Genomic DNA, 23,678 nt, shown 5'->3' with positions numbered 1-23,678 from the left:
ACTCCTTAATGGAAACTGTGTTCTTCGCCCGGATAGACGCCGGACTCCACTTCGGCAACATATTGCCGTACCGCGGCGCGCATGTCGCCCGCTGTGCTCAGGAAATTTTTGGCGAATTTTGGAATATGGCCGCCGGTAATACCGAAAGCGTCATGCATGACGAGGATTTGTCCGTCAGTAACGTTGCCCGCGCCGATACCAATCACCGGGATGGTTAACGCCTCGGTGACGCGTTTCGCCAGCTCAACCGGTACGCACTCCAGCACCAGCAGCTGCGCGCCCGCCGCTTCCAGCGCCAGCGCATCATCCAGCAGAACTTGCCCGGCATCGCCGCGGCCCTGAATTTTATACCCGCCGAAGACGTTCACCGACTGCGGGGTCAGACCGAGGTGCCCGCACACCGGTACCGCACGCTCGGCAAGCATTTTCACGGTATCCGCCAGCCAGGCACCGCCCTCGATTTTGACCATGTTGGCTCCCGCGCGCATGACGATGGCGGCGTTCTCAAAGGTTTGTTCCGGCGTGGCGTAAGCCATAAACGGCAGGTCAGCGAGCAGCAAACAGTTCGGCGCGCCGCGGCGTACCGCACGCGTGTGATAGGCGATGTCTTCAACGGTCACCGGCAGGGTGGAATCGTGGCCCTGCACCGTCATGCCCAGCGAATCGCCGACCAGCATCACGTTAATACCCTCATCGGCGAACAGCTTTGCAAAGCTGTAGTCGTAGGCGGTGATAGTGGCGAAGCGTTTCTTCTCCTGTTTACATTTCTGCAGCAGGGCGATAGTGGTCGGTTTCATAACGTTTCCTGATGATGAAAGTCATATTAACCGGCATTCTAACAGCAGCATTCAGGGGGGCAATGGTTTTAGGCAACCGATTACCACGATCGCCGTAATTGTTAAAAACGAAGGGTTATTACCAGAGAGCGGGTTTTTCCGCGCCGAGATTTGCCAGAACAGCCGGTAATGCCGGACCGTCGGGGAAACGCAGGTCGGGGGCGATTTCAAACAGCGGCCACAGCATAAAACCGCGGTTTTTCATATCGTAGTGCGGTACGGTCAGGCGCGGGCTATTAATCACTTCATCGCCGAACAGCATGATGTCGAGGTCCAGCGTGCGCGGTCCCCAGCGTTCGGCTTTACGCGTGCGGCCCTGATGCAGTTCAATACGCTGGGTGTGGTTGAGCAGCTCTTCTGCGGCCAGCGCGGTTTCCAGCGCGACGGCGGCGTTGAGGTAGTCAGGTTGATCCTGCGGCCCCAGGGGCGGCGTGCGGTAGAAAGAGGAAACCCTTATTACCCGGCTTTCGGGTATGTCCGCCAGCGCGTTAACGGCAGCGTTGACCTGCTCCAGCGGAGAGGCCAGATTGCTGCCAATCGCGATATAGACGAGCGTCATGCGCTACCTTCGCGGCGCGGCGCGCGTTTGCGCGGACGACGGTGGCGGCGGCGCGGGGCCGGATCGTCGCCTAAATCATCCAGCATATCTTTCTGATCCGGCGGCGCGGCGACCTGGAACTCGCCCCACCATTTGGTCAGACGCTGCAGCTCGCTGCTGTTTTCGGCGCCGGCGCGCAGCTCCAGCAGATCGTAGGCGGCGCGGAATTTTGGATGCTCCATTAGCTTCCACGCGCGTTTACCCTGACGGCGGGACATCCGCAGCTGAAGCTGCCAGATATCGCGCACCAGAGTGGTAATACGTTTCGGGATGGCCAGCGTACGGCAGGCCTCGTCCAGCACGTCGTTCATCGCCAACGCGAAGGCATCGTAGTAGGCCAGCCCGCTCTCCTGAGCGATTTTCTGCGCCGTTTCCAGCAGCGGGTACCAGAACATTACCGCGAACAGGAACGCCGGGTTAACGCGCATATCGTTGCGAATGCGGGTATCGGTATTCTTTAGCACCTGGCTGATGATGCGCTCCATTGGACTATCGCCGCGCTCGGTGAAGTAGCGGGTAATGGTCGGGAACAGCGGCTGGAACAGATTATATTCGCGCAGCAGGATATAGGTTTCATAACCGTCGCCGGCCTGCAGCAGCTTCAGGACTTCTTCAAACAGACGCGCCGGCGGCACATCGTGCAGCAGCGTCGCCAGGCGCGGGATCGGCTCGGCGGTCTCTTCGCTGATGCTCATATTAAGCTTCGCCGCAAAACGCACCGCGCGCAGCATGCGCACCGGATCTTCGCGATAGCGGGTTTCCGGATCGCCGATCAGGCGGACGACGCCATCCTGCAGATCTTTCATGCCACCGACGTAGTCGCGGACGGTGAAATCCGCCACGCTGTAGTAGAGGCTGTTGATGGTAAAGTCGCGGCGCTGGGCATCTTCTTCAATCGAACCGAAGATGTTGTCGCGCAGCAGCATGCCGTTCTGGCCGCGCTGGGAGGTGATGCGATCGGTAGTGTGGCCTTCATGATGGCCGCGAAAGGTGGCGACTTCGATAATTTCCGGTCCGAACATCACGTGCGCCAGGCGGAAGCGGCGGCCTACCAGACGGCAGTTGCGGAACAGCTTACGGACCTGTTCCGGAGTCGCGTTGGTGGTGACGTCAAAATCTTTAGGTTTTTTGCCCAGCAGCAGATCGCGTACGCCGCCGCCGACCAGCCACGATTCGTAGCCCGCCTTATTGAGTCTGTACATGACCTTGAGGGCATTTTCACTGATATCTTTGCGGGAAATTGCATGCTGCTCGCGCGGGATAACCGTCATATGTAATTGTTCGACGGCGGCTTCTGCCTCGCGCTCTTCACGGCTTAGCACCTTACGGCAAAAATTAGCGACTCGGGTAAAAATGGTACACCTCGTAGTGTCAGACAGACTTCAGGACAAAAAAATAGCGGCTAATCATAGCTCAGCGGAACGCATTTGAGAATGCTGGATTTGCTCCGGCCGCCAGTTCGCTATCGCGTACTTGAGTAAATCCTCAATACAGAGCGTCTGCCATTCCTGAATGACATCCTGATTAAGAAACGTTAACGCCCGCACAATTTCCGGGCGCGGATCGCCTTCAGGCAGCGCCGGAGCGTGGTTTTGCTTCGACAGTTTATTGCCCTGCGCGTTGAGGGCCAGCGGCAAATGGATATAGTCCGGCGCCTGCCAGCCAAAATGCTGATAGAGCGAAATTTGCCGCACCGTCGGCTCGATAAGATCGGCGCCGCGGACGATTTCGCTGACGCCCTGAAAATGATCGTCCACCACCACCGCCAGATTATAGGCGAACAGCCCATCGCGACGGTGGATAATAAAATCTTCCCGCGCCAGCGGCTCATTGGCGACGAGCGTACCGCGCAGCCGATCGTAAAATTCAAGGACAGGACGCGTTTGCCGCAGGCGCAGAGCGGCGTTTTCCGCGCCGAGGCGTAAATCCCGGCAGTGGCCGTCGTAAATACCGCCAATAGCGTGGGTACGCGCGCGGGTGCAGGTGCAGTAGTAGCAGAGGCCCTGCTCGCGCAGCCAGGCGAGGCGCTCGCGATAAGCTTCGTGGCGTTTTGACTGCCAGAGTACCTCTCCGTCCCAGTGCAGGCCGTAGTGTTCTAATTGACGAAGAATGGTGTCCGCGGCGCCTGGGACTTCTCGCGGCGGATCGATATCTTCAATGCGCACGCGCCAGATACCGTTCTGCGCCCGAGCCTGCAGATAGCTGCCAAGCGCGGCAATCAATGAACCGAAGTGGAGTTCGCCGGAAGGTGAGGGGGCAAAGCGCCCGATGTAGTGTGAATCTTTCATGATATGACTAAAACATCAGGGCGGGAGAAAGCTCCCGCCAGAGATGTGCCAGCGAAGTGAATTAGCCTGCCATCTGTTTTTCGCGAATTTCCGCCAGCGTTTTGCAATCAATGCACAGGTCGGCGGTCGGACGCGCTTCCAGACGACGGATACCAATCTCGACGCCACAGGATTCACAGAAACCGAAATCTTCGTCTTCGACTTTTTTCAGCGTTTTCTCGATCTTTTTGATCAGTTTACGTTCGCGGTCGCGGTTACGCAGCTCCAGGCTGAACTCTTCTTCCTGAGCGGCACGGTCTACCGGATCCGGGAAGTTAGCAGCTTCATCCTGCATATGCGTTACGGTGCGATCCACTTCATCCCTAAGTTGATTACGCCACGCTTCAAGAATGCGCTTGAAGTGCGCCAGCTGGGCTTCGTTCATATACTCTTCGCCCGGCTTCACTTGGTACGGCTCCACCCCAGCGATGGAGAGAATACTCAGGGACGATGTTTTACGGTTTTGCCCTTCTTGCATGTTGCTTCTCCTTAACACGCACTATCGATCCCCGTGTTGGGGGAAAAATCAGGCCGCTATAAATAGCAGATGCTTTTCCGGATAGCAATTATCTAAACGTTACACTTGACAACCCTGTGAGGAAAAGCGTATTTGCGCTCGCGACCCGAATACTATTTAGCCGTTTATTTACCGGGGGTTAACACCACGGTAATCGGCTTATTCAGAGTCATCATCTCAGTAGAAAGTTCCGCCTTGTACGCGAGAATTTCCACCCCCTTGTTTTGCGCCTCAATCAATAGCTGTGCGTATCTGGCATCAATATGATGCGCGGGAGAGAAACGGTCGATCGCCGAGTGCAGCACGGCGAACAAAATCACCGCCCGATCGCCCGCCGCCGCCACGCTCATCAGCTCCCGCAGGTGCTTCTGGCCGCGTTCGGTAACCGCATCGGGGAAGTAACCGTATTCCTTTTCCGCCAACGTAACCGATTTCACTTCAATATAGCAGTTTTGTTGGTCATCTGCTTGTAACAGAATATCAATGCGGCTGCTTTCATCACCATACTTCACTTCGCTTTTCAGCGTGTTATAGCCCAAAAGCTCGGGAATATTTCCTGCCAGAATCGCCTCTTTCGCCAACGTGTTAGCACGTAGAGTATTAACACAAATTGTCGCGCCTTCTACGGTTTCGGTTATTTCCCACGTGTGGGCATATTTGCGTTTAGGATTATCTGAAGTCGAATACCAGACGGTATCGCCCGGCGCGGCGCAGCCGGTCATGGCGCCGGTATTGGGGCAGTGAAGGGTCAGCTCGCGACCGTCGGGGGTGACCACATCCGCGAGAAACCGTTTGTAACGTTTAATGAGGGTGGCGGACCGTAGCGGGGGAGTAAATAGCATCAGCTTTCCTTGTCGAAAGGGTAACGTTCCAGCGCCTTGTAGCGGGTACGGCCGCGGCTAAAGCTGGATTCGTAGAGCACAAATTCGTTGACCGCAAACGCCCAGCGAAATCCGGGCGGCGGAATAGGCACCGCGTGGCGCGCGTCGCGCAGCAGGGTGACATGCGGATGAAACGGCTGCGGGCTCTGATAGCAGCCGCTGCGGGCGGCCTGGGCGCGCAGCATATTCGCTAATTGCAGAACCCCGCGCGGCGGCTGACGAGTGCCCAGCCATACCACTCGCGAACGCAGCCACTGCCCGGCATCGTCAAGGGTCAGGGTAAAGCCCGGCTGGCGAATTCGTTCGGCCATTGCTGATAGCGCCCGCTGTTTATCCGCGCTCACTTCTCCAAGAAACGCCAGCGTCAGATGGAGGTTTGCCGCCGTCACCGGTCGACCCGCATCTTCGGGAAAGCTGGCGGCGCGCCAGTGAACGATCTGCTGCTGAACTTCTGCGGGAAGTTCAAGGGCGAAAAACAGCCTTTTCGGCTCGGACATGATAGAGACTCGGTAATGAATTACCGGGATGCTACAATGCTTGCCCGCAAATGTTAACCTCCGGAGCGCTTCGTGTCCTCATTGCCGGTTGCCGCCGTCCTCCCTGAACTTCTTTCTGCCCTGCGGCATGCGCCGCAGGTTCTGCTTAATGCGCCAACCGGCGCCGGGAAATCCACCTGGCTGCCGCTGCAAATCCTCGCGCAGGGTGAAATTAGCGGGCGCATTATCCTGCTGGAGCCGCGGCGGCTGGCGGCGCGTAACGTGGCGCAGCGGCTGGCAGAACTGCTGGGGGAGAAGCCCGGCGAGACCGTGGGCTACCGCATGCGCGCGGAGACCTGCGTCGGGCCGAACACGCGCCTCGAAGTGGTGACGGAAGGCATTTTGACGCGGATGATCCAGCGCGATCCGGAGCTGAGCGGCGTGGGGTTGGCGATCCTCGATGAGTTTCACGAGCGCAGCCTGCAGGCGGATCTGGCGCTGGCGCTGCTGCTCGACGTACAGCAGGGGCTGCGCGACGATCTCAAGCTGCTGATTATGTCGGCGACGCTCGATAATGAGCGCCTGCAGCGTCTGCTGCCGGAGGCGCCGGTTATCGTTTCCGAAGGGCGCGCGTTTCCGGTTGAGCGGCGTTTTCTGCCGCTGCCGGCCCATCAACGGTTTGACGAAGGGGTGGCGATTGCCGCTGCGGAACTGTTGCGTAGCGAGAACGGTTCAATGCTGCTATTTCTGCCCGGCGTCGGAGAGATCCAACGGGTACAGGAGCGGCTGGCGGAGCGGGTGGCGAGCGATGTGATCCTTTGCCCCCTGTACGGCGCGCTACCGCTGAACGAGCAGCGCAAGGCGATACTGCCTGCGCCTGCCGGGATGCGCAAGGTGGTGCTGGCGACCAATATCGCCGAAACCAGTCTGACCATTGAGGGGATTCGTCTGGTGGTGGATAGCGCCCAGGAGCGCGTCGCCCGCTTTGACGCCCGCACCGGGCTCACTCGCCTGGTCACGCAGCGGATCAGCCAGGCCTCGATGACCCAGCGCGCCGGACGCGCCGGGCGTCTGGAACCGGGGATCTGCCTGCATCTACTCGCTAAAGAGCAGGCCGAGCGCGCTGCGGCGCAGAGCGACCCGGAAATCCTGCAGAGCGATCTGTCTTCGCTGCTGCTGGAGCTGTTGCAGTGGGGATGCCAGGACCCGGCCCAGCTTAGCTGGCTGGATTTGCCGCCTGCGAACAATCTGGCTGCGGCCCGACGTCTGCTCACCGACCTTTCTGCGCTGGAAGGCGAGCGGCTGTCGGCGCACGGGCGCAAAATGGCGGCGTTGGGTAACGAACCGCGCCTGGCGGCGATGCTGACCGCGGCGGAGGATGCCGATAGCGCCGCCACGGCGGCTAAACTGGCGGCGATCCTTGAAGAGCCGCCGCGCGGCGGCCATAGCGATCTTAGCGCGGCGTTTGCCCGTCAGCAGGGCAACTGGCAGCAGCGGGCGCAGCAGCTGATGAAAAGGCTGACGGTGCGCGGCGGTCAGCCCGACGCCGACAGAATCGCGGCGCTGCTGGCCTCCGCTTTTGCCGACCGTATCGCCCATCGCCGCGGCCAGGAGGGGCGCTACCAACTGGCTAACGGGATGGGGGCGATGCTCGACGCCGACGATGCGCTGGGCCGCCACGAATGGTTGATTGCGCCACTGCTGCTGCAAGGGAGTGCATCGCCGGACGCCCGGATCCTGCTGGCGCTGCCGGTCGATATTCACGCGCTGATTGAGCGGTGTCCGGCGCTGGCCCAGCGCTCCGATATCGTCGAGTGGGATGAGGCGTTAGGCACGCTGAAGGCCTGGCGGCGCACCTGTATCGGACGCCTGGTGATTAAGACCCAGCCGCTGGCGAAGCCGTCGGAAGAGGAGTTGCATCAGGCGATGCTCAACGGGATCCGCGAGAAGGGGCTGAGCGTGCTTAACTGGACGCCGGAAGCGGAGCAGCTGCGTTTGCGACTGCACTGCGCGGCGCAGTGGCTGCCGGAGGAGGCATGGCCGGCCGTTGATGAGGCATCGCTGCTGGCATCGCTTGAACAGTGGCTGCTGCCGCAGATGGCGGGCGTCCATTCGCTGCGCGCGCTGAAGGCGCTGGACGTGCGTCAGGCGCTGCAAAACTGGCTGCCGTGGCCGCTGCGCCAGAAGCTGGACAGCGAACTGCCCACGCACTATACGGTACCGACCGGTAGCCGCATCGCGATTCGTTATCACGATGATAATCCTCCGGCGCTGGCGGTGCGGATGCAGGAGATGTTTGGCGAGGCGACGACCCCGACCATCGCTCAGGGGCGGGTGCCGCTGGTGCTGGAGCTGCTGTCGCCGGCGCAGCGCCCGCTGCAGATCACCCGCGATTTAGGCGCATTCTGGCAGGGGAGCTACCGCGAAGTGCAAAAAGAGATGAAAGGGCGCTATCCGAAGCATGTCTGGCCGGACGATCCGGCCAATACCGCCCCGACCCGGCGCACCAAAAAGTATTCGTAACCGGAGAGTTTCCGGGTTGCGGCGTAAGCGCCTTACCCGGGCTACCGGACCAGCACCGCCCGTAGCCCTGCTAAGCGCAGCGCGAGCAGGGGATATTTTATACCTGGCTCCACAAAAAGATGCCGCCGCCCGCCAGCGCCAGCCAAGGCCCGAAGGCCAAAGGCTGCTGGAACGACTGCCGGGTTATCAGGCGCTGCAGCAGCGTCCAGACCAGGCCGCTGGCGGAAGCCAGCAGCAGCGTCTGCGGCAGCGCCTGCCAGCCGAGCCACGCGCCGAGCGCCGCCAGCAGCTTGAAATCGCCGTAGCCCAGCGCCTCTTTACCGGTCAGCAGACGGAACACCCAGTACACCGACCACAGCGACAAATACCCGGCCATCGCGCCAATGACCGCCTCCGCCAGCGGCGCGAAGGTATCGGAAAGATTGAACAGCAGACCGGCCCACAGCAGCGGTAGCGTCAACCCGTCCGGCAGCAGCTGCGTTTGCGCGTCGATGGTAGCAAGAATCAGTAGAACCGACAGCAGAAGCAAGCCGCCCAGCAGCGGTATGCCCGGAGGTATCAGGTATCCGACCAGCATAAACAGCGCGCCGGTCGCCAGCTCCATCAGAGGATAACGAGGCGAGATGGGTTCCCCGCAGCAGCGCGAACGTCCCTTAAGAAACAGGAAGCTCAGCAGCGGGATATTGTCCCGCCAGGCGATGGGCTCACGGCACTGCGGACAGAACGACGCGGGAAAACAGAGATTGATTCCCTCTGCGTGCGCCATCATCAGCGGTAAACGATGGATAACGACGTTAAAAAAGCTGCCGAACGCCAGTCCGGACAGGAATAAAAAGCCGCCCCAGATTGACGGGTATTGCGCGGCGAACTCGGGTAATAACGCGATGTTTTCGAACATTATTTTTTCTCCTCGGATAGCCACTCTCCTTGCCACCGCCACGGTATACGTCCCTGCTCATCTTTACGGCCGTTTTGCGCGAGCAGCAGCGTCAGCAGTGCCGGAGCCGCCTGACGAGGTTGTAGCGTACCGTTAAACGTATAGCGCCCGTCGGGCGTTAGAACGCCCTGTCCGGTGAGGCTGAGCTGATGGGAGTCCTGGGTCAGGGCGACAGCCAGGGCGCCCGCCGGGGTACAGCTTAATTTGCCGTTGACCTGGGCCAGTTCGAGCGACCCGGCGGGGGAGCTGAGCGCCGCGTCTCGCCACTGCACGGTGCTGGCGGTCATCTGTCGGCAACCGCCGGCGTTAAAGCTGGCCTCCGGCAGCGTCATCACCAGCTGACCGCGGGCTTCCAGCGGCATACCCAGCGCTAGCCGCTGGCTGATTAAACGGGCCGGAGCTTCGAGTCGGCCCTCGCGCACCACGAATTCGTTCAGACCGTGCAGCCAGACCTGGCCGCGCAGACCGGAAGGATCGTTAAAACGGATATGCCAGCCGGGAAGCCAGGACGAGAAGCCAAATTCCCAGCGTAAATAGGCTAATTCAACGCCGCGCCAGCTGGCCTGAAGGGCTTCTCCCTTCCACAGGGTGCCTGTTGGTTCGACGAGCCGCGCGCCTTCCGGTAGCGCCAGAGCCAGCAGACGCGCCGGCGCGCTGAGCAGCAGCCAGAAGAGATAGATCGCCGCCAGTAGCAGGCCGATAGTGAGTCTATTTTTCATCGCTGCGCTCCAGCACTAGCGTATTAATCGTCACCCAACCGGGCTGCTGCGCCACGGCGGTCACCGCCAGGGTGGCGGTGGTCATCCCCGTCTGACCCAGCGCGTCCAGCCATGCCATCAGCGCCTGGAAATCGGCGGGCTGTACGGTAAGGCTCAGGCGGGAGCCCTGCGGCTGCAGGCGAACGATAGCGATGCCGTGACGGGCGGCTTCGCGCATAATCACCGTCGAGGGTTCTTCCAGCGCGGCAGAAGGTTTCCGCTGGTTAAGCTGACGGAGAAGGGGCGTCTGCTGGCGCATCCACTGCAGGCTGGCCTGCTCCCTGGCCAGCGTTTGCCGCCACTGCGCTTCGCGGTTTTGCCACGGCTGCCATAACGTGTAATAGACCAGGCCGATGAGCAGCGCTACGACCATCCCCAGCAGCAGATACCGTTCGCGGCGCGTACGCTGTTGCCATAAGGTGAGCAGGTTATGCATCGTCCCCCTCCAGCGTCAGGCGCCCTTCAATACCGTCGGCGCGCGGCTTCATCTCGCCGGTCTGCACGCGAAACCCCGCCCGCGCCCGCTGGCTGAACTGCTCCATGGCCTGCGAGGAAACGGCGGATATCTCCAGCTGCAGCGCGTTGCGCGCGGCATCAAAGCTCAGCGTCCGCAGGCGGATGCCCGGCGTGTCGTCGATGATTTGCTGCAGCGCGCCGAGCCGCGAGATAAGCGCTGGCCGGGCGCCCGCGTTTTTCATCTCTCGCAGATGCTGCTGCATTTGCTGGCGCGGGTTGACGACGTTCTTTTCCGTTTTGAACCACTGGCGGTAAAAATCACGGCTGGCCTGCACGGCGGCGTCGGCCTGCTGTCCCAGCATGAGATGATCGTGGAGGCGATTACCGCTCCACAGCAGCAGTAGCGCCAGCGCCCCGGCGATTGCCGGGCGCCAGCGTCGTGGCGTCGGCTGCCGGCGGCGTTTAGCAGCAAAATCGCCCTGGCGTAAGCAGATTCTGCGCGCATCGGGATTGGCCGCCGCCAGCGCCAGCAGATCCTGCGCCGGGAGAGGCTGCCACGGCGCGGCGATATCCGGCGGCGGCGAGTAGCAGGCGATGGGCGCGAGGTCTTGCCAGTGGGTCAGCAACGGGTCGAGCCATACGGTTTCCACCGCCATTCCGCCCCACGAATCACAGCGAAACAGCCATTGCTCGCCGCAGCGTACGGCGCTCCAGGCGGTGGGACTGTGCGGTAGGGTAAGGACATCCGGCGTCAGGGCCAGCACGTTCAGTCCGAGCCCCTCGCACCAGGCCTGCCAGGCGCGCATCTTTTCCCGCCCGACCACCGCCACGGCGCAGTCGGTTTTGTGCTGGTGGAGCAGGGCAAAGTGGCTCTCCTCAACCTCCGTCGCCAGCTGTTCTTCGAGTAAAAACCCCAGCGCCTGCTGTGGTCTTCTGCGCGCCCCGGCGGGCAGAGTGACGCGATGAAATGCGCAGTCGCTGGCGGGCACCAGTACCCAGGCCGGATGGCGCTGCGCCAGCAGGCTGAGCGTCCGATCGTCAGCGTCAGGATGCCACTCTCCGGCCTGCGCCGCGTCGCCCGGCGCGGCAAGCCGCCATATCGCCGTCACGGCATCAGGATTGAGGCGAACAATCAGCACGGCGGCGGAAGAGGTATGGTGGTTATTCATCGGCTACCCAATAGATTCCGTAGCGCCGCTGGACGACGCCGAAGGTACGCCCCTGCTTTTGCAAGAGGCTGCGTTGCTGATAGCGGGCGCTGCCCATCACCACGCTAAAGGTGGCGATAAAACGCTCGCTGCGCACCGCCAGCCACGGACGCGCGGCGGCGGTATCGATTTTTTGTAATGTCGGTTGCGACAGGAAGGCGGCGACGCTGCTCCAGCCGGTAGCCGCGCGGGTTTGTACTAGCTGCCGGGCTTCAGAGACGGTGAGTTCAGCGGGGAAGATCGCCGCCAGCAGCGCGGCCTGAGCGGGCTGCAGGGTATTGACGTTCACCTGCAGCGCATCCTCCGGAAGGGCGCAGACAAATGGCAACAGGCGCTGATAGAGCGCGGCGTCCATCCCGGCCAGCAGGCGCAGCTCGCTGACGTCCTGCAGCGGCTGATTGCCGGTCAGATAGCCGGGGGATTGCGCCATATAGACTTCGTCTTCCGCGCCGTTCAGTAGGGCCTGGCGATCGTCATCGACCCAGTCGCGCAGGGCGGCGGTCAGCTGTAAGGCGCGCAGCGGCTCGCTGCCGAGGTTCTCCAGGAGTCGGGTAAAGATCTGTGCGGGGTAAGGTATTTCGTCGCTTTCGTCGTCGCCACGCTGGTTAATGGCGTTGAGGTTGAAGCAGGCCTGAGCGTCGGTCATTGTGGCGTAGATCTCGCCGTCATTGACCGTAAAGCGGCGTCCCTGCTGGGCCCAGTTCTGCGCCAGATGGGTCTGGTTCGGCGAGTCGATCGTGTCGCGTTGCAGCAGCGCAGCCGCGAGGGTTTCCGCCCCCAGCGCGTACCATTTGGCCTGCAGGTTATCGAGGGTGGTGGCGGTCTGCTGGTACATCCGCGCGCTGCGCTCGGTCATGGCGCTCGCCAGCACCATCATCAGGGCGAGGATCAGCAGCACCATGAGCAGGGCGACGCCGCGCTGGCGGTTGTTCATCGACTGCCTCCCGGCGTAAGCAGAAACAGTCGGCGGATCTCGCCGTACGGCTCCAGCGTCAGGGTGACTTCCAGCCCCTGCGGCAGCGTCTGCGTCTGCAGCCATTCATCCTGCCAGCGGCCGCTGGCGTAAAAACGCAGGCCAAATGCCCGCACGCCGCGCAGCACAATAGTCACCGTTGGTTGGCTACCGGGCAGCGGGTCCTGCTGCTCGTAGCTCAGACGTTCCAGCTGGCTGTCGCGCAGGCGGTAGCTGACGTTCTGAATTTCCGAACGCGGCAGGAGCCCCAAAGGATTGGGCCAGCCGTTGCGGCTAAAGGCGATCGCCCAGTCGTCGCTGCCGAGCTGAAAGCGCCCGGCAAAAAACAGGCTCGCGCTGTCGCGGCTGCGGCGGGGAATGATTTGGCTAAAGTCCGCCGCCATCTGGCTGAACGTTTGCTGTAACGCCTGCATGCGCCCGCCCTTATCGCGGGTGAGCGTATCGGCGCGCATCACGTTTTGCAGCACCGTGACCGCGGCGACGCTGAGCGCGGCGAGAATGGCCAGCGCCAGCAGCATTTCGACGAGGGTAAAGCCGCTTGAGCGCCGGATCATGGCGACGTCACGTAGGTGCGCAGCGAAGAGATCGCGGTCTTATCGCTTTTGGCGTGGCGGACCTCGACGTCCAGAGCCCGCAGCTGAGGCAGGTCGGTCTCCACCCCCTGCCAGCGAATATGCCAGCTGACGCCTGCCGCCTGCACCGTGGTTTCCGACCAGCTCAGCGCTGGCCAGCGGTTTTCCAACCGGAGCTGTACCAGCTGATTGTCCGCCAGCCAGCTAGCGAGGGTTTTCTCCTCCATGCGTCCCAACTGGCGGGTTTGCTGGAGCGTGGCCTGCATCACCGCCAGCCCGGCGAGAGCGAAGACGACCAGGGCGACCATGACTTCAATCAGCGTCATACCGGACTGCTTTTTCATTGCGCCTCCTGCGCTTCGGGCAGGCTTTTGCCGCGGGCGTTATACGCGATACCTGGCGCCTCGCCGATGGTCAGCCGGAACGGCGTCATCTCCCCGCCGGGAAAGATCAGCACATCGGGATTGTCGCCCGGCGTCCAGGCATCGCCCTGCGGAAAGGCGAGGTTCAGCTTGCCCCCGGCGCTTCTGCCCGAAGTGGCGACGCGTCCGGCGCGCAGCGGCAGCCAGCGATAGCCGCTCCAGCCGTCGTCGGCGGGAGCCGGATCGGCGCCATCGCGGGCCTCCAGAACCAGAAACTGCCAGCGGTCTGGGTGCACCGAGACGCCAAAGAACTGGCCGGTTTGCAGCCCTCGCTGCTGGACAAAGTGCAGCTGCGCTTCAAAGCGCGCCAGCGTCTGCGCCGCGCTATCGTCGCGCGAGGCGGGGAAGGCCAGCAGCACCATGCCCGCGCTGACCCCCATCAGCAGCAAAATGAGCATCATCTCCAGCAACGTAAAGCCGCGCTGTCGCACTATTTCTTCCCGATCGTCCAGTTGCCGATATCGTCATTGCTCTCCGGCACGCCGTCCGGCCCAAGGCTGAAAATATCCACCTGTCCGTGCTGGCCGGGGCTCAGTAGCTGGTAATCGCTGCCCCAGGGATCCTGCGGCAGACGGCGAATATAGCCGCCTTCGGGATAGTTGCGCGCGTGCGGCTCGGCGGATGGCGCGCTGACCAGCGCCTGCAGCCCCTGCTCGGTGGTGGGATAGCGGCTGTTGTCCAGTTTATACATGTCCAGCGCGCCCTCGAGCGCCACAAGATCGCTGACCACTTTTTGCCGGTCGGCCTTTTCCTTGTTGCCCATCAGGTTGGGCACCACGAGGCTGGCGAGCACGCCGAGGATAACAATCACCACCATGATTTCCAGTAAGGTGAATCCGCGCTGTCGTTGCATATTTTTCTCCATTAGAACAATTACATACTCATCAAAGTATTGAGCTGCAGTATCGGCTGCAGGATGGCGAGGACGATAAACAGCACCATGCCGGCCATCGCCACTACCAGCAGAGGTTCAAACAGACTGAGGGCCAACTGAATTTGCGCGCTCAGCTCCCGATCCTGGTTATCCGCCGCGCGCTCCAGCATGCCGTTGAGCTCGCCGCTCCGTTCGCCGCTGGCGACCATGTAGCGCATCATCGGTGGGAAAAGCTGGGTCATTTCGAGCGCGCGATGGAGGCTGACGCCTTCGCGCACCGCGTCGCTGGCGGCTTCCAGCTGGCGCTTCGCCCAGGCGTTGCTTAACACTTCCGCGCTGATGCGCATCGCCAGCAGCAGCGGAACGGCGCTGGCGTTGAGAATGCTCAGGGTGCGGGCGTAGCGGGCGCTGTTAACGCTGCGCGCGACCCGGCCAATCAGCGGCAGGCGCAGCAGCAGCCGGTGCCAGGCCAGTCGCTTTGCCGGCTGCCGCAGCAGGTAGCGCAGCAGCAGAGCGATGAGCATGGCGGCCAGCAGCAGCCACGGCCCGGCGGCGCGCAGCATATCGCTCATCGCCATCAGCAGGCGGGTGGAAAACGGCAGCGCCTGCTTAAGGTGGATAAACTGATCGACAACCTTCGGCACCACCGTTGAAAGCAGAATCACAATCACGCTGACCGCCACCAGGGTCAGCACGATGGGGTAAATCATCGCCTGCAGCAGGCGGGCGCGAAGCTGCTGGCGCTGCTCAGTGTAGTCCGCCAGCCGGTTCAGCACGCCGTCGAGGTGGCCTGAAGCTTCTCCGGCGGCGACCATCGCGCAGTAGAGCGCGTCGAAGCAATTCGGGTAGCCGCGCATCGCTTCCGCCAGCGAATGGCCTTCCAGCACTTTGCCGCGTACGCCGGCGATCAGCGTTTTCAACTGCGGTTTTTCACTCTGCTGGGCCACCGCGTCGAGCGCTTTTTCCAGCGGGATGGCGGCGGCGACCAGCGTCGCCAACTGGCGGGTGACGAGGGCGAGATCGCGGGCGCCGGTGCGGCGGATAAAGCGCAATGGCCTGCCGCCGCCGGCTGCCGGGTCGATGTCAAGCGCCAGCCAGCCCTTTTCTCGCAATAGCTGGCGCGCGTGGCGGGCGGAGTCCGCCTGCTGGACGCCGCGCCGGGGTTTGCCCTGTTCGTCAAGGGCCTGGTAACGAAACAGCGTCATTTCAGGAAGCCTCCGCGATCGGCTGCTCGGTGACCCTTAGCACCTCTTGCCAACTGGTGATCCCGGCCAGCGCCTTTTCCCGCCCGGCGCGGCGTAGGGTCATATAATCCGCCCCTAGCTGTTGGATCAGCGTCACCTCATTTTCGCCGCGGTGGATAGCCATGCGTACGCGATCGTCCACCAGCAGCAGTTCGTGGATGCCGGTGCGTCCGCGATAGCCGGTAAAACCGCATTCGGCGCAGCCCCGGGGCTGCCAGAGCGCCGTGCCGGGGGCGATCTCCATCTGGCGGGCGGCGTCGGCGTTTGCCGGTTCCTGCTGGCGGCAGTGCGGGCAGAGTCGGCGCACCAGCCGCTGCGACATCACCGCCAGCAGCGAGGTGGAGAGCAGAAAAGGCTCCACGCCCATGTCCTGCAGGCGCGAGATGGCCCCCAGCGCGCTGTTGGTGTGCAGCGTCGAGAGCACCAGATGGCCGGTTAACGAGGCCTGTACGGCGATTTGCGCCGTCTCGCCATCGCGGATTTCGCCCACCAGCACCACGTCAGGGTCCTGGCGCAAAATAGCGCGCAGCCCGCGGGCAAAGGTCATATCGACTTTCGCGTTAACCTGGGTCTGACCGATGCCCTCCAGCTCATATTCGATGGGGTCTTCAATGGTCATGATGTTGCGTTCCCGCGCGTCGAGGCGGCTCAACGCGGCGTAGAGGGTGGTGCTTTTTCCCGAACCGGTCGGCCCGGTCACCAGCACGATGCCGTGCGGGCGGGCGATCAGCCCATCTACCTGCTTCAGCAGGGCGGGAGTCATCCCGAGGGTCAACAGGTCGAGATTGACGCTATTTTTATCGAGCAGACGCAGCACCACGCGCTCGCCGTAGCTCGACGGCAGGGTGGAGACGCGCACGTCGACGGCGCGTCCGCCAATGCGCAGCGCCATGCGCCCATCCTGAGGAATGCGCTTTTCGGCGATATCCAGGCTCGCCATCACCTTAATGCGCGAGATCAGCAGCGCGGCGAGGCGGCGCTGGGGGCGCAGGATTTCGCGCAGGACGCCGTCGACGCGAAAGCGAATTTGCAGGTGGCGCTCATAGGTTTCGATATGAATATCCGAGGCTTTCTCTTTGATGGCCTCGGTAAGCATGGCGTTAATCAGGCGAATAATCGGCGCGTCGTCTTCGCTGTCCAGTAGGTCGTCGGTGTCCGGCAGCTCTTCAGCAAGGGTGTATAAGTCCAGCTCGTTGCCGATATCCGCCATCATGCGTCGGGCCTCGGCGGAGTCACGCTGATAGCTCAGCACCAGCAGCTTTTCGAACGCCTCTTCTTCCAGCCGCTCGAGGCGAAACGGCATCGCGGCGACCCGGCGGACTTCCAGCAGCGCCTGCGGCGCGGTAGCGGCGAGGCAGAAAACCTCGCAGCTTTCGCCGTTGCTCAGGAGCATCACGTTGTGCGCGCGGGCGTAGCCGAAGGGGAGCAGCGGGCGTCGTTCAGCGGCGGGGGTCATAGATTGCCTCCCAGATTGAACGCGTCGATAGCGGCGCTGACCTGGCGGAACACGGCGGTATCCTGGCGCGGGTAGATCTCCAGCAGATCCTGATTCAGCATCGCGTCATTGTTCTCTTTGCCGCGCTGTTTGCTCTGGGCGTCATTAAAGGCGGTGTACTGCCCGGATGAGGCCTGACGGTACTCGTCGCGGTCGCGGATCACCGTCGGGCGGATAAACAGCATCAGGTTGCGCTTGGAGACCTTTTTACTGGTGGAACGGAACAGCGCGCCAATGACCGGAATATCGCCGAGCAGCGGTACCTTGTCGGCGGTGTCGGAGACGCTTTTATCCAGCAGGCCGCCGACGACCACCGTCTCGCCGCTGCCGACCAGCACTGCGTTATTGACCGTGCGGGTATTGAAGGTCGCGCCGAGATCCGAACTGGTGCTGGAGGCGGCGTCCGCCACGCTGGAGACCTCCTGTTCAATCTCCAGCAGAACTGAATCGCCTTCGTTGATTTGCGGCTTCACTTTCAGCTTGATGCCGACGGTTTTACGCTCGACGGTATTGAAGATGTTATCGCCGGAGGTGGTTTGCGAGCCGGTGAGTACCGGGACCTCCTGGCCGACGTTAAAGGTGGCTTCCATGTTGTCGAGGGTAACGATGCTCGGCGTGGCGAGAATGTCGTTCTTGGTGCTGCTGGAGAGGGCGGTTAATAGCATCGCCCAGTTGCCCTGGTAGAAGCCGGCGGCAATGCCGTTGAAGGAGCTTAAGGCGCTGGCCAGCGAGCTGCTGACGGTGCCGTCTTTGTTGTACTGGTTGGCCCCGGCGATGGCGGTGGATATCGGCAGGCCGCTATTGGTGAATTGGGTCATTCCGGCATTTTTATTGGCCCACTGGATGCCGAGGTTCAGACCGTCAGCGTCCTGCACTTCGGCGATAATCGCTTCGACCAGCACCTGCGGGCGGCGGATATCAAGCTGGGCGATTACCCGTTCAAGGTCGTTCATCACGTCCGGGGCGGCGGTGACGATCAGGGCGTTAGTCTGGCCATGCGCTTTGATAATGATATTTTTATCCAGCGCCGCCACCGGCTTCGCGGCCTGCTTTTCGCTCTGCATCGTGCTGCTGATGCCGGTCAGCACTTCGACCAGGTCGGAGGCTTTGGCGTATTTCAGGTAGATCACTTTAGTATTGCCCTGCGTCGCCTGCTGGCGATCGAGCTGCTTAATCATGGCGATGATTCGCTGGCGGGAGTTCGGCTCGCCGCTGACCAGTACCGCGTTGGTGCGTTCATCGGCCACCACGTTGGCGACCATCGAGCCGGGCAGCGCTGATTTGCTGGTGTCCTTGTTGAGTTCGGTCACCAGCTTGACCACATCGGCGGCGGAGGCCCAGGCGAGGGGAACGGTTACTACGCTTCGGTCTCCGGCGTTATCGACGCGTTCGACGATGGTTAGCAGCCGTTTGATGACCGCCGCGCGGCCGGTCATCAGCAGGACGTTGGAGGGTTCATAGTGCACCACGCTGCCTGCGCCAGCGTTGTCGTTAAGCTGGCGCAGCAGGGGCGCCAGATCGCGGGCGGCGACGTTGGTCAGGGGCACCACGCGGGTGACGACCTCATCGCCAATACCCGGCGCAGCGTCGCTCGCCACCGGCACCGCGGCGGTTTTCGCGTCCTTCGAACGCACCACTTTCAGGACGCCGTTATTCATATTAATCACCGCGAAGCCGTAGACATCGAGCACGCTGAGGAAGAATTGATAATATTGCTCTTCATTAAGCATGTCGTAGCTGCGTACGGTAATGGTGCCGCGCACGCTGGGATCGATAATGACCGTTTTATTCAGGTTTTTACTCACCGTATTGATAAATTCCTGAATGTCGGTGCCCTTGAAGCTCGCGGAAAACTCTTCCGCCGCGGCTGGCCTGAATAACAGTGCGGCGAATATCAGCAGCGTCAGGGAAAATGAGCGGATAACGTTGGCGATGATCAATTATTCATCCCTCAGGGCTAGATAAATATCGTTTTTCTGGCCGTCGCGTTCAACGGTAAGGGTTATTTCAGTTAATTCCGGCAACTGGTCTAATACCTGGCGAGCCTGCTCTTTATCGCGTAAATCCAGACCGTTGAGGGCTATCGCCAGATCGTTTTCCCGGAGACCCGCCTGGCGAAATAGCGCTGGGTCTTTGCCCGGGTTCAGGCGATATCCGCTGAGCTTGTCATTAACCATGACTGGCGAAATATTAAGGTAATGAAGAATATTTTGCGGCTGCGCGCGGAGCTCCTGCGCCAAGTGGCGGGCTGGCGGCGCGGCGCTATTTTTGCTGGCAGCGGGCGGGTCGTTAAACAGCGGGATAGCCTCGTTTCTGCCGCGGTAATTAACAATCAGGCGGTCAGGGAAAATAGCGACAATTTTCGCCTCTCCGCCCGGCGTATTATCGCCAATCACGAGACTAACCTGTTGATTTCCTTTCATCATTATGGCGATGGCGCGGGACGGGTCGGTGCTGGCAAGCAGTCCGGTAACGCGAAGTTTGAGCGCCGAAACGGGCGCCTGGTCGAGGTTGCCGCCGGGCGCGGAGGCGGGGGTTTTCTCCGCAAGGCCAAACAGCGTAAAGCGCGGCAGCGCCGTTTCCGGGGTAGGGGCTGCGGGTGCCGTCATATCGGCAGAGCTCAATACGTTATCCGTAAAGTTTACCGGGATAATTATTTTCCAGGTTAATTGCGCGAGCTGCTGGCAGATAAAAAATAATATGATGGAGGTCACAATATGAGGCGCATATTTTATTATTTTTTTATTTGGTATTGTTAATCTCATCACGGAATTATGCATTTTTATTCCTTTGCTCATTCTATTTCCCTCAACAAAAGGTACCGCCCTACCGATATGGGTGGGGCATTTTTTATTTTTGAGCGTGCTTATTGCGGGAATCTGCGTAGGTCGCGGTGAATCATAAAGAGTTTGGCTATTGTGGTCGTCATTCCCTTTTTATTTTTACTCCTCCGGCCGCCTACGCCCCCGGAGGATGAGTGAATGGATGATTGAACCTAAGAGAGCAAGAATATCTAATTATCGACGCTTTAAAGATATGCTCGTCATTTTTCATGGTGCTGTAATGCACTCTGACTAATTTCGTTCATAGAACACTTCATATAATTAATCAGCATATACCCTAAATAATTCGAGTTGCAGGAAGGCGGCAACGCAGTGAGTCTCCAGGAGCGTACTTAAGTACGTGACTGGGGTGAGCGAGGCAGCCAACGCATATGCAACTTGAAGTATGACGGGTATTAAAGGGACTATCGAATGCTCAGATATACCCGTAATGCCCTGGTTCTGGGATCGCTGGTTTTACTTAGCGGCTGCGATAACGGATCCTCTTCTTCTTCCTCTGGAAATCCCGACACCCCTGGTAATCAGGATGTCGTTGTACGTTTACCTGACGTTGCGGTGCCCGGCGAAGCGGTCACGGCAGTAGAAAACCAGGCGGTCATCCACCTGGTGGATATTGCCGGCATCACCAGCAGTAGCGCGGCGGACTACAGCAGCAAAAACCTCTACTTATGGAACAACGAAACCTGCGACGCGCTGAGCGCGCCGGTAGCGGACTGGAATGACGTCAGCACCACGCCGAGCGGCAGCGATAAATATGGCCCGTACTGGGTGATTCCGCTCAACAAAGAGAGCGGCTGTATCAACGTCATTGTCCGCGACGGCACTGATAAGCTGATCGATAGCGACCTGCGGGTGTCGTTTGGCGACTTCACCGATCGTACGGTTTCGGTGATCGCCGGTAACAGCGCGGTCTATGACTCCCGCGCCGACGCTTTCCGCGCCGCTTTTGGCGTCGCGCTGGCCGAAGCCCACTGGGTCGATAAAAATACTCTGCTGTGGCCGGGCGGACAGGACAAGCCCATCGTGCGCCTCTACTACAGCCACAGCAGTAAAGTGGCGGCGGATGGCGAAGGCAAATTTATCGACCGTTACCTGAAACTGACGCCGACTACCGTCAGCCAGCAGGTCAGCATGCGCTTCCCGCACCTTTCCAGTTATGCGGCTTTTAAGCTGCCGGACAATGCGAACGTTGACGAGCTGCTGCAGGGCGAAACGGTCGCCATTGCCGCCGCAGAGGACGGGATCCTGATTTCCGCCACACAGGTGCAGACGGCGGGCGTCCTGGATGACACCTATGCCGAAGCGGCGGAAGCGCTGAGCTACGGCGCGCAGTTGACCGACGGCGGCGTCACCTTCCGCGTCTGGGCGCCGACCGCTCAGCAGGTGGATGTGGTGGTCTACAGCGCGGACAAAAAAGTGATTGGCAGCCATCCGATGACCCGCGACAGCGCTTCCGGCGCGTGGTCATGGCAGGGCGGTAGCGATCTGAAAGGCGCGTTCTACCGCTATGCGATGACGGTTTATCACCTGCAGTCGCGCAAGGTTGAACAGTACGAAGTCACCGACCCGTATGCGCATAGCCTGTCGACCAACTCGGAGTACAGCCAGGTTGTCGATCTCAACGACAGCGCGCTGAAGCCTGACGGCTGGGACAGCCTGACGATGCCGCATGCCCAGAAGACGAAAGCGGATTTAGCGAAGATGACGATCCATGAATCGCATATTCGCGATCTCTCTGCGTGGGACCAGACCGTTCCGGCCGAACTGCGCGGAAAATACCTTGCGCTGACCGCCGGCGACAGCAATATGGTGCAGCATCTGAAGAAGCTCTCCGCTTCAGGCGTCACGCACGTTGAGCTGCTACCGGTCTTCGATCTGGCGACGGTGAACGAGTTCAGCGACAAAGTCGCCGATATTCAGCAACCGTTCAGCCGCCTGTGCGAAGTGAACAGCGCGGTGAAAAGCAGCGAGTTCGCCGGATACTGCGACAGCGGCTCCACGGTGGAAGAGGTACTGAATCAGCTTAAGCAGAGCGATAGCCAGGATAATCCGCAGGTGCAGGCGCTGAATACGCTGGTGGCGCAGACCGACTCCTATAACTGGGGCTACGATCCGTTCCACTATACGGTTCCTGAAGGATCCTACGCGACCGATCCGGAAGGCACGGCGCGCATTAAAGAGTTCCGCACCATGATTCAGGCGATCAAGCAGGATCTGGGGATGAACGTCATTATGGACGTGGTCTACAACCACACCAACGCCGCGGGCCCGAGCGACCGCACGTCGGTGCTGGATAAGATCGTGCCCTGGTACTATCAGCGTCTGAATGAAACCACCGGCAGCGTCGAATCCGCCACCTGCTGTTCCGACTCCGCGCCGGAGCATCGGATGTTTGCCAAGCTGATCGCCGACTCGCTGGCGGTGTGGACCACGGACTACAAAATCGATGGTTTCCGCTTCGATCTGATGGGCTATCACCCGAAAGCGCAAATTCTGTCAGCGTGGGAGCGCATTAAGGCGCTGAACCCGGATATCTACTTCTTCGGCGAAGGCTGGGACTCTAACCAGAGCGATCGTTTTGAAATCGCCTCGCAGATTAACCTGAAAGGTACCGGCATCGGCACGTTCTCCGATCGCCTGCGCGATTCCGTGCGCGGCGGCGGCCCGTTCGATTCCGGCGATGCGCTGCGTCAGAACCAGGGCGTTGGCAGCGGCGCGGGCGTGTTGCCAAACGAACTCGCCAGCCTGAGTGATGACCAGGTCCGCCATCTGGCCGATCTGACCCGTCTGGGGATGGCCGGTAACCTCGCTGATTTTGTGATGATCGACAAAGACGGCGCGGCGAAGAAAGGCAGCGAAATTGACTATAACGGCGCGCCTGGCGGCTACGCCGCAGACCCGACGGAAGTCGTCAACTATGTTTCGAAGCACGACAACCAGACGCTGTGGGACATGATTAGCTATAAAGCGTCCCAGGAAGCCGACCTGGCGACCCGCGTTCGCATGCAGGCCGTTTCGTTGGCGACGGTGATGCTGGGGCAGGGGATCGCGTTCGATCAGCAGGGCTCGGAACTGCTGCGTTCGAAATCCTTTACCCGCGACTCCTACGATTCCGGTGACTGGTTCAACCGCGTGGATTATTCCCTGCAGGATAATAACTACAACGTTGGCATGCCGCGCATCAGCGATGACGGCAGCAACTATGACGTAATTACTCGCGTCAAAGAGATGGTTGCCACTCCGGGCGAAGCGGAGCTGAAGCAGATGACCGCGTTCTACCAGGAACTGACCGAGCTGCGGAAATCCTCGCCGTTGTTCACCTTAGGCGACGGCAGCGCGGTAATGAAGCGCGTTGATTTCCGTAATACCGGTTCAGACCAGCAGGCCGGTCTGCTGGTGATGACCGTGGATGACGGGATGAAAGCGGGCGCCAGCCTGGATAGCCGCCTTGACGGCCTGGTAGTGGCGATTAACGCCGCGCCGGAAAGCCGCACGCTGAATGAGTTTGCCGGTGAAACGCTGCAGCTGAGCGCGATCCAGCAGGCGGCGGGCGAAAACTCGCTGGCAAACGGCGTGCAGATTGCCGCTGACGGCACCGTCACCCTGCCGGCCTGGTCCGTTGCGGTGCTGGAGCTGCCGCAGGGCGATGGCCAGGGCGCCGGGCTGCCGGTAAGCAGTAAGTAAAACCATAACCTCCCGGCCCGCGGGGCCAAAACCCCGGGCCGGGATGGTGTGTCT

The 23,678-nt window shown here is 60.9% G+C and carries 22 protein-coding genes; 2 read left to right on the top strand and 20 right to left on the bottom strand.

The window, feature by feature from the left end:
- Window positions 1-5: 5 nt before the first annotated feature.
- The 7 genes from panB to thpR all read right to left on the bottom strand — a co-directional run bounded on the left by panB (window position 6) and on the right by thpR (window position 5,656).
- Entirely contained in the window at window positions 6-797 is a 792-nt protein-coding gene (gene panB / locus EGY08_RS10105) for a 3-methyl-2-oxobutanoate hydroxymethyltransferase (RefSeq protein WP_004098680.1), read from the bottom strand.
- A 118-nt stretch (window positions 798-915) separates the two neighbouring features.
- A complete protein-coding gene (gene folK, locus EGY08_RS10100) occupies window positions 916-1,395 on the bottom strand; it encodes a 2-amino-4-hydroxy-6-hydroxymethyldihydropteridine diphosphokinase (RefSeq protein WP_123828460.1) in 480 nt (159 codons plus the stop codon).
- A complete protein-coding gene (pcnB, locus tag EGY08_RS10095) occupies window positions 1,392-2,789 on the bottom strand; it encodes a polynucleotide adenylyltransferase PcnB (protein ID WP_075208596.1) in 1,398 nt (465 codons plus the stop codon). The genes folK and pcnB overlap by 4 nt, the downstream gene beginning before the upstream one ends.
- Before the next feature lie 51 nt (window positions 2,790-2,840).
- Window positions 2,841-3,722 (bottom strand): tRNA glutamyl-Q(34) synthetase GluQRS, encoded by an 882-nt coding sequence (gluQRS, locus tag EGY08_RS10090; RefSeq protein WP_004129053.1) that lies wholly within the window; start codon window positions 3,720-3,722, stop codon window positions 2,841-2,843.
- 61 nt (window positions 3,723-3,783) lie between these two features.
- Entirely contained in the window at window positions 3,784-4,239 is a 456-nt protein-coding gene (gene dksA / locus EGY08_RS10085) for an RNA polymerase-binding protein DksA (protein ID WP_004098689.1), read from the bottom strand.
- Window positions 4,240-4,403: 164 nt separating this feature from the next.
- A complete protein-coding gene (gene sfsA, locus EGY08_RS10080; protein ID WP_004129055.1) occupies window positions 4,404-5,120 on the bottom strand; it encodes a DNA/RNA nuclease SfsA in 717 nt (238 codons plus the stop codon).
- The gene (thpR, locus tag EGY08_RS10075; protein ID WP_004129056.1) at window positions 5,120-5,656 is read right to left on the bottom strand and encodes an RNA 2',3'-cyclic phosphodiesterase; all 537 of its coding nucleotides are present in this window, start codon (window positions 5,654-5,656) and stop codon (window positions 5,120-5,122) included. The genes sfsA and thpR overlap by 1 nt, the downstream gene beginning before the upstream one ends.
- A gap of 72 nt (window positions 5,657-5,728) precedes the next feature.
- Here thpR and hrpB point away from each other — a divergent pair, with 72 nt between their 5' ends.
- The gene (gene hrpB / locus EGY08_RS10070; protein ID WP_123828459.1) at window positions 5,729-8,158 is read left to right on the top strand and encodes an ATP-dependent helicase HrpB; all 2,430 of its coding nucleotides are present in this window, start codon (window positions 5,729-5,731) and stop codon (window positions 8,156-8,158) included.
- Window positions 8,159-8,255: 97 nt separating this feature from the next.
- Here hrpB and EGY08_RS10065 read toward each other — a convergent pair whose 3' ends face one another.
- From EGY08_RS10065 to gspC, 13 genes are read right to left on the bottom strand one after another with little or no spacing between them, the layout of a single operon-like run.
- Window positions 8,256-9,056: a prepilin peptidase gene (locus EGY08_RS10065; RefSeq protein ID WP_004129059.1), complete on the bottom strand. Its 801-nt coding sequence runs from the start codon at window positions 9,054-9,056 to the stop codon at window positions 8,256-8,258.
- Entirely contained in the window at window positions 9,056-9,814 is a 759-nt protein-coding gene (locus EGY08_RS10060; protein ID WP_123828458.1) for a type II secretion system protein N, read from the bottom strand. Before EGY08_RS10060 ends, EGY08_RS10065 begins: the two co-directional genes overlap by 1 nt.
- A complete protein-coding gene (gene gspM / locus EGY08_RS10055; RefSeq protein WP_087828445.1) occupies window positions 9,804-10,289 on the bottom strand; it encodes a type II secretion system protein GspM in 486 nt (161 codons plus the stop codon). The genes EGY08_RS10060 and gspM overlap by 11 nt, the downstream gene beginning before the upstream one ends.
- The gene (gspL, locus tag EGY08_RS10050) at window positions 10,282-11,478 is read right to left on the bottom strand and encodes a type II secretion system protein GspL (protein WP_123828457.1); all 1,197 of its coding nucleotides are present in this window, start codon (window positions 11,476-11,478) and stop codon (window positions 10,282-10,284) included. The genes gspM and gspL overlap by 8 nt, the downstream gene beginning before the upstream one ends.
- On the bottom strand, window positions 11,471-12,451 hold the full coding sequence (gspK, locus tag EGY08_RS10045; RefSeq protein ID WP_049115516.1) for a type II secretion system minor pseudopilin GspK: 981 nt from the start codon (window positions 12,449-12,451) through the stop codon (window positions 11,471-11,473). The genes gspL and gspK overlap by 8 nt, the downstream gene beginning before the upstream one ends.
- Window positions 12,448-13,044, bottom strand: a complete 597-nt coding sequence (gspJ, locus tag EGY08_RS10040) for a type II secretion system minor pseudopilin GspJ (RefSeq protein WP_049115513.1) — start codon at window positions 13,042-13,044, stop codon at window positions 12,448-12,450. Before gspJ ends, gspK begins: the two co-directional genes overlap by 4 nt.
- Window positions 13,041-13,406 (bottom strand): type II secretion system minor pseudopilin GspI, encoded by a 366-nt coding sequence (gene gspI / locus EGY08_RS10035; protein WP_049115511.1) that lies wholly within the window; start codon window positions 13,404-13,406, stop codon window positions 13,041-13,043. Before gspI ends, gspJ begins: the two co-directional genes overlap by 4 nt.
- Complete coding sequence (gspH, locus tag EGY08_RS10030; protein ID WP_049115509.1) at window positions 13,403-13,915, bottom strand: type II secretion system minor pseudopilin GspH; 513 nt, start codon at window positions 13,913-13,915, stop codon at window positions 13,403-13,405. Before gspH ends, gspI begins: the two co-directional genes overlap by 4 nt.
- On the bottom strand, window positions 13,915-14,337 hold the full coding sequence (gene gspG / locus EGY08_RS10025; RefSeq protein ID WP_004098709.1) for a type II secretion system major pseudopilin GspG: 423 nt from the start codon (window positions 14,335-14,337) through the stop codon (window positions 13,915-13,917). The genes gspH and gspG overlap by 1 nt, the downstream gene beginning before the upstream one ends.
- 20 nt (window positions 14,338-14,357) lie before the next feature.
- A complete protein-coding gene (gene gspF / locus EGY08_RS10020; protein ID WP_004129079.1) occupies window positions 14,358-15,563 on the bottom strand; it encodes a type II secretion system inner membrane protein GspF in 1,206 nt (401 codons plus the stop codon).
- 1 nt (window position 15,564) lies between these two features.
- Complete coding sequence (gene gspE / locus EGY08_RS10015) at window positions 15,565-17,058, bottom strand: type II secretion system ATPase GspE (RefSeq protein WP_004129080.1); 1,494 nt, start codon at window positions 17,056-17,058, stop codon at window positions 15,565-15,567.
- Window positions 17,055-19,037 (bottom strand): GspD family T2SS secretin variant PulD, encoded by a 1,983-nt coding sequence (pulD, locus tag EGY08_RS10010; RefSeq protein ID WP_087828440.1) that lies wholly within the window; start codon window positions 19,035-19,037, stop codon window positions 17,055-17,057. Before pulD ends, gspE begins: the two co-directional genes overlap by 4 nt.
- A complete protein-coding gene (gene gspC / locus EGY08_RS10005; protein WP_004129082.1) occupies window positions 19,038-19,877 on the bottom strand; it encodes a type II secretion system protein GspC in 840 nt (279 codons plus the stop codon). It lies immediately after the preceding gene.
- A gap of 474 nt (window positions 19,878-20,351) precedes the next feature.
- On the opposite strand from gspC, the gene pulA reads away from it, so the two are divergent.
- Window positions 20,352-23,624, top strand: coding sequence for a pullulanase-type alpha-1,6-glucosidase (gene pulA, locus EGY08_RS10000; protein WP_123828456.1), 3,273 nt, complete (start codon window positions 20,352-20,354; stop codon window positions 23,622-23,624).
- Window positions 23,625-23,678 lie beyond the last annotated feature (54 nt).

The sequence above is a fragment of the Klebsiella sp. FDAARGOS_511 genome (genome assembly GCF_003812845.1).
Taxonomy (GTDB): Bacteria; Pseudomonadota; Gammaproteobacteria; order Enterobacterales; family Enterobacteriaceae; genus Klebsiella; species Klebsiella grimontii.
Note: the sequence above shows the minus strand (reverse complement) of the source record. Positions and strands in the feature narration are given on the sequence as shown.